This is a genomic window from Variovorax atrisoli 110B (assembly GCF_000382045.1).
GTDB lineage: Bacteria > Pseudomonadota > Gammaproteobacteria > Burkholderiales > Burkholderiaceae_C > Variovorax > Variovorax atrisoli.
In genome coordinates this window covers 1-5801 of the sequence record NZ_KB907486.1, presented here as the reverse complement: position 1 = coordinate 5801, position 5801 = coordinate 1, and the positions used below count along the sequence as shown (strand labels likewise).

At 56.8% G+C, this 5801-nt stretch carries 5 protein-coding genes; 3 read left to right on the top strand and 2 right to left on the bottom strand.

What is annotated here, in order from left to right:
- Positions 1 to 222: IS5/IS1182 family transposase (locus G369_RS36920; RefSeq protein ID WP_019658738.1), on the bottom strand; the 222-nt coding region annotated here is incomplete at its 3' end.
- On the opposite strand from G369_RS36920, the gene G369_RS38020 reads away from it, so the two are divergent.
- Both G369_RS38020 and G369_RS38015 read left to right on the top strand, forming a co-directional pair.
- On the top strand, positions 190 to 2865 hold the full coding sequence (locus G369_RS38020) for a reverse transcriptase domain-containing protein (protein WP_080647995.1): 2676 nt from the start codon (positions 190 to 192) through the stop codon (positions 2863 to 2865). The two genes, G369_RS36920 and G369_RS38020, sit on opposite strands and share 33 nt — an antisense overlap.
- Positions 2866 to 2882: 17 nt before the next feature.
- Positions 2883 to 3803 carry a carbon-nitrogen hydrolase family protein gene (locus G369_RS38015; RefSeq protein WP_080647996.1) on the top strand — a complete coding sequence of 307 codons (921 nt, stop codon included), beginning with the start codon at positions 2883 to 2885 and terminating at the stop codon, positions 3801 to 3803.
- Positions 3804 to 4038: 235 nt separating this feature from the next.
- On the opposite strand, the gene G369_RS0135090 is transcribed toward G369_RS38015, so the two are convergent.
- Positions 4039 to 4296 carry a hypothetical protein gene (locus tag G369_RS0135090; protein ID WP_020723478.1) on the bottom strand — a complete coding sequence of 86 codons (258 nt, stop codon included), beginning with the start codon at positions 4294 to 4296 and terminating at the stop codon, positions 4039 to 4041.
- 111 nt (positions 4297 to 4407) lie between these two features.
- Between G369_RS0135090 and G369_RS0135085 the strand changes: the two genes are divergently transcribed.
- Positions 4408 to 5538, top strand: coding sequence for an IS110 family RNA-guided transposase (locus tag G369_RS0135085; protein WP_020723097.1), 1131 nt, complete (start codon positions 4408 to 4410; stop codon positions 5536 to 5538).
- The last annotated feature ends 263 nt before the right edge of the window (positions 5539 to 5801 follow it).

The window sequence follows — 5801 nt, the reverse complement described above, 5'->3', positions numbered from 1 at the left end:
CGGATCGCTCAGCGCGAACCAGTTCTGCATGAGGTGCACGCGCAGCATGGCTTGCAACGGGTAGGGCCGACGGCCTCGGCCAGCCACTGGATAGTGGGGTTCGATGACCTTGAGCAGCGCCTTCCACGGCACCACCAGCTCCATCTCGCCAAGGAAGACTTCGCGCCTCGTCTTCTTCCTCTTGCCCGCTTGCTCCGCATCCGCAAAACTGATCTGGCTCATCGCTCGTGCTCCTTTTACAGGGTCAATCCTTCATGCAAGAAACGTGCTCTTGATCAGACCTTCCCTAGAGACGGCGGGATTTTTTGGGCATCGGTGGATCTTGAGAAGTTCTATCCATCGATCCCACTAACAGCATGCGTCGACGCGATCTCTCATTGCGTCCCAGTCGAACTACGCCCAGAGGTTCAACAACTGCTTAAGACGCTGACACAGCTTCCCCTAGATCTTGAGGGTTGGACGGAGGCCGACCTGAAGCACATCGAACTTGATGAGTCTCGGAAGACATTCCGCAGAATTCCTACTGGGCTCATGGTGTCAGGTTTCCTTGCAAACGCAGCGCTCTTGCAAGTCGACCACGAGGTGCAGAAAACCTTACCTCTCGGTCGCGTTGCGCACTTTCGTTATGTCGACGACCACGTAATACTGGCCAAGACGTTTGAGGAGTTGATAAAGTGGATCGATCACTATAAAGATGTAATCAGTAGCCTGGGCTCTGGCGCAAACATCAACACCTCAAAGACCGAGCCGAAGGCTTTAGGGGACTTATTAGGAACGAGCGACACCAGCAAGCGTGTTGCAGGGTCTGACCTTTGGAATCGGGCACAGCATGAGTGCCGCCTTGACCCTGAGTTTCCAACTCCATTAATGACGAAGACGATTGCCTTGGTCTCGGCAATTGGCAGAACCGACTTTACGGCCCTTGAAGACAACGAACTTTCAATACTGTCTCAGCAGCTAGAACACCTATTGCTCGTTGATGTTCCCGAAGCAGAAATGCCAGAGCGAACACGCTTAGCGTTCGCGGCGACTCGCCTCGCCCGCGTGGCCGAGGCGAGACTCGCTGCGCCGGAAACGCTCGACGTTCGTCATGGCAATCCCGGGAAAATCCTCAATATGAGAGACCAAGTAATCAGCCGCAATAGCGATGATTCTTCGCTCGACCCCATCGCTACTCTTACTGGCATTAGCGACCCTCAGATTCACGCCCGTCTTGCTGGCATTGCTGACAGAGTATTCGGCTTGATCAGAAAAGTTCTGCACGACCGACCTGATCGCGTCCGTCTCTGGACCCATGCACTGACCATCGCACGTCGCCTCGGCTCAACTGGACTGGAACTTCTTTTTGATGACATCGATCGCTATGCGCGCGATCCAGTGAATCGGCTAGCGGCCAGTTACATACGCGGCAACTCTTACGCCATGCTCGCTGCAGAAACAGTGCGAGCTGCCCAACTCCTTATTAATCCAGATGCAGCAGGGTGGCGCAGAGCAGCTGCGCTGAGATCCCTGCGAGATATTGCGAAGCTTACTAACCGAGGCATCCCTGAAGCAGATCGGTGGTTTGTGAAGAAGAGCTTAGATCAGTTCTTCGTTGGCGTTTATTGCGCCAGTGTGTTGTTGGAAAAGTTACCGAATGCCTTTCAGCTTCTTGGGAGAAAGCTAAGTCAAACATTTGTTGAAAGAGGCCGGGCGTTGTTGAGCAGCGATGTCTTCTCTCCCGATCAGCGCGTTGCACTTGCTTGGTGGGGATGTAAGTTCGACCTTCGCAAGCCCGTTCGTCGAGCGACTGGTTTGATCATTCACCTAGGAACATACGTCGAAGACCTGCCGGAATCCGACGACTTTTGGACATTCTTTCCCGCAGACGCGCCAGCAGCAGCACTAACGCGGATCGCATCAGGCACCAGATCGGCTCAAGCCAACCAAGAAGGCTGGTGGTTCGATGCTCTGATGGGGCGACTAGATAAACCAGACCTTCAGGAAGTAGCCACTCTTTCGCCGGCGGCGTCACGAGTCTGGACATCGCTCGAAGGATCGGAGACCGGGCAATTGCTGCCGCTTCCAATTTGGGCAACAGTAATTTGGGGTAGCCGCGATTCCGGAGTCACAAAAGAGTGGCGGCTCGGAGAATGGACCTGCCTAGAGATCATCAGGCAAGCAGCGTTGCTACTTTCTTCCACTGAGACGCTGAACAGCGACTACCTTGAACGTGCGTCACGACGAGATGCCAGCGCGCGATCTAGTTGCGCACATCCGCTTAACTTTGCGTTGCCAAGTAATCTAATCGACATGGCAGCGGTCTCCTGGCAAGAGTGGAAACAAAAGCTGCGACAGTCCGGAACTGGCGCAGTGCGGCATGTACCGCAACGGCGCCGAATCTACGACAGGCGATATGCACCGCTTGTGGTGAGCGAAATCGGGTCAGCACAGAATCCGATTCGCGGTCTTGGAATTTGCCTGTTTTCCTTGCTTTCGCGCACATTTCTACTGCCAGTGCAATGGAACGGGCTGGGACACGAGAGCATGCTCAGACATTTACCGCAACTCCTTCGAGAGGAAATCACCTATTCGTCGGCAACTCTTGGGATTCTTGAGGCGTGTCTCCAGCCTCGTGCTGATGAGAACATACTCGCCGGTTTGCACCAAGCATGGAGCGAGGACTCCGCCGATGACACGGAGCATGATCCGGTAAGCCTTATCAACACAGCCGATCTAGCGCGCGTCATCTCAATCGCACAAGATGAACTCGAGGCAAATCAGGTCTCGACCTTTAATCAGCAGTCCCGACAGGTCACTCCTGTCGATCTTATGCACCTCACTGACGTTGATTGGAAGCGCTACTTTGAAATGGGGCCGGTATGAGCTCTGAGAGAACAAGCTTGATCGAAGAGCTTACCCTTGGTGTTATTCAGACGACCTTAGATTCCAAGCTCGCATGGAACACCTCTACTGGTACGCCAAGAATCTCAGCATCGGAGGATAGCCGTGCGTGGCACGAGATTCGTAGAGCAATGCGGGCATTGGCGGATCACGACGATCAGCCACGCATCATTCTTCTTCCCGAGCTAGCGCTACCAAGAACGCGACTGGACGACTTTGAGCGGCTTGTTTGCTCCATGAATGCCCTAACAATCATTGGAGTTGACTACCGCCTGGACCATCGAACAAGGTCTGCCAAAAACGAGGGTCTCGTCCTCGTCCCACGAAACTTCTGGAAGCGAACACCTTCACGTTACGCAGCCAGGGTATGGTTTGGTAAGCGAGACCCCGCGCCAGCCGAAGCGTCCGGCTTTCAGAAGTACGTACCGCCGTGGTCCTTTGACGCCGATCCCAACGTGTACGTCTTCGACGCGGGACCCTACGGACGGATCGGGGTAAGTATTTGCTACGACTTTATGGATATTGAACGCGCCCTCCTTTATCGCGGACGTGTCCATCATCTTTTTGTCATCGCGTACAACCGTGACGTAAAGCTTTTTGAGTCGTTGGCCGTTTCTCTATCAAGGACGGTCTTCTGCAATGTAGTAGTCTGTAACACCGGGTATTTTGGTGGCTCACTGGTCGTCACCCCGTACTATGAGGCGTTCAGGCGGGTTGGATACTCGGTCGATGGAGGAAAACTGTTCACGGCTCAGTGCGTTCAGCTTCCAGTACGCAATCTCGATGCCGCCATTCACGGCCTCGACACCAAACCGGGTGCCACATACAAGCACTTGCCCCCAGGCTTCAAAACTAGTATCTCCCACCTTGCTGCTCCTCAGGAAGGACCATCGCCAGTGGCTATTCCACTGTTCCCGTAGGTTGAGGTCAATCGCTATAAGTATTCAGGCTGGCCAACCAATGCCCGCGAGACAACTGGTTGTTGCGGCTGACGGCCTATAGCAACGCGTAACCCCGTAAGCTAAACCGCCGCTTCCAGGAACTGAATTCGGCCTGACGCAAGACTGCTGTCGTTGCGAAGCGGAAGCTCGCAGAGAAAACCGAAGAGCCGCAGCAAGCGCCAAGCCATCTTCAGAGACTTGGCGCCCGAGCCCCTTACCCAGCCGGACTCATCTCCTGATAAAGCGCCACCGCCTCCCGCGCCAAATCCGAAGCAATCCAAAGCAGATTCTCCCGATGCGCCTCCCCCGCATCCTGGAACCATCCGTCCCCGGCGCCGTAGAAGCACCAGAGCAGCGAGTTCAACTGCTCCAGCTTGTTCTCCAGAAGACCGGCCGGGTCCCGCGTCGTGGTGGTCGTCGCGTCCGCGGATGCCGACTTTGCTGCGCCGGCCATAATTCGTTTAGACATCATGGTCGCGCTGCTTGCGAAGCGGCCGGTCTCCGCTGACGTAGGTTGCAAGCGAGCTTGCCGAGCTACATGCTGGAGACCGTGGTCACTACCAGCAAGGAAAGGAGACCGGCCATGCAAGAGATTAGCAAGATCCACGTGGGTTTGGACGTTCACAAGGACAGCATTGCCGTTGCAGTGGCTGAGCCCGGGCGAGCGGCAGCCAAGGTGATCGGCACGATCAGGCACGACGTTCCCAAGCTGCTGAAGTTGCTCGTCAAACTAGGCAACACCGAAGCCGTGCATGTGGTCTATGAGGCAGGTCCCACTGGTTGGGGCCTGCAGCGTGCCTTGACGGCCAAGGGTTACAGCTGCGAGGTCATTGCGCCGTCGAAGATGCCTCGACGTCCCGGAGACCGCATCAAGACCGACCGGCGCGACTGCGCGCAATTGGCCGAGTGCTCGCGTGCGGGACAACTGCGCGCGGTGTGGGTGCCTCGACCTGAGGACGAAGCCATTCGAGACCTGGCACGCGCCCGCGAAGATGCGCTGAACGACCGGCGCCAATTGCGCCAACAGCTCAAGGCCCTGCTGTTGCGCCACGACGTGCGCTTCCCGGGCAAGACCTCCTGGACGCAGGCGCACCATGCATGGCTCGGGAAGCTGAACTTCTCCGAGGTGGCAACGCAGGCAGCATTTATGGACTACTGGATGGCTGTGCAGGCTAGCGATGAACGCCTCAAGCGCCTGAGCTCAGCACTGCTCGAGTACGTCAAGAATTGGCGCTTTGCGCCACAGGTATCGGCGCTGCAGGCGCTGCGAGGCATCGACGTGACCTGCGCCATCGCACTGGTGGCCGAGATCGGGGACTTCAGCCGCTTCGATCATCCGCGCAAGCTCATGGGTTACCTGGGTCTGGTGCCCTCGGAACGCTCCAGCGGTGAGCGCACTGCACGAGGCAGTATCACCAAGACTGGCAACGCGCATGCGAGAAGGATGCTGAGCGAGGCGGCGTGGAGCTACCGCTTCAAGCCACGATTGGGTGAGCGTGCACGTCGGCGCCAGGAAGGCTTGAGCCAGCAGCTGTGCGCTATTGGCTGGACGGCGCAGCTACGCCTGACGCAGCGCTTCGCAAAGCTCGACGCCCGTGGAGTGCACAGGAACAAGGTGTGTGTGGCCGTGGCGCGTGAACTCACCGGCTTCGTGTGGGCAGTTGCTCAGGCGGCGGACACCCCATTGCAGGCAACACAAGGAGGCACGACATGAGCGAGATCGATTCGGTGATGCGACCCACGCACCCGGCAGGGCAACCCTCGTAATGGCTGCATAGGCTCCGAAAGGATGATCCACGACTTTTAGAGCGAGGCAGGCCCGCGACGGATCGATGAAGTGCCGGTAGCCAATCCGCGGATATGAGCATGATTCATCGTCGCTTGCGCGCTCGGGTCGCATCACCCGATCGATCTCATATGAGAAAAACTTAAATCCTCTTCGTTGACGGCAGCGACCATATGAGCCATTTGGTGTGC

Bases quoted from the DNA above. Each gene is read 5' to 3' on its own strand.
- G369_RS0135090 (WP_020723478.1), bottom strand. From the start codon at position 4,296: ATGATGTCTAAACGAATTATGGCCGGCGCAGCAAAGTCGGCATCCGCG.
- G369_RS0135085 (WP_020723097.1), top strand. From the start codon at position 4,408: ATGCAAGAGATTAGCAAGATCCACGTGGGTTTGGACGTTCACAAGGAC.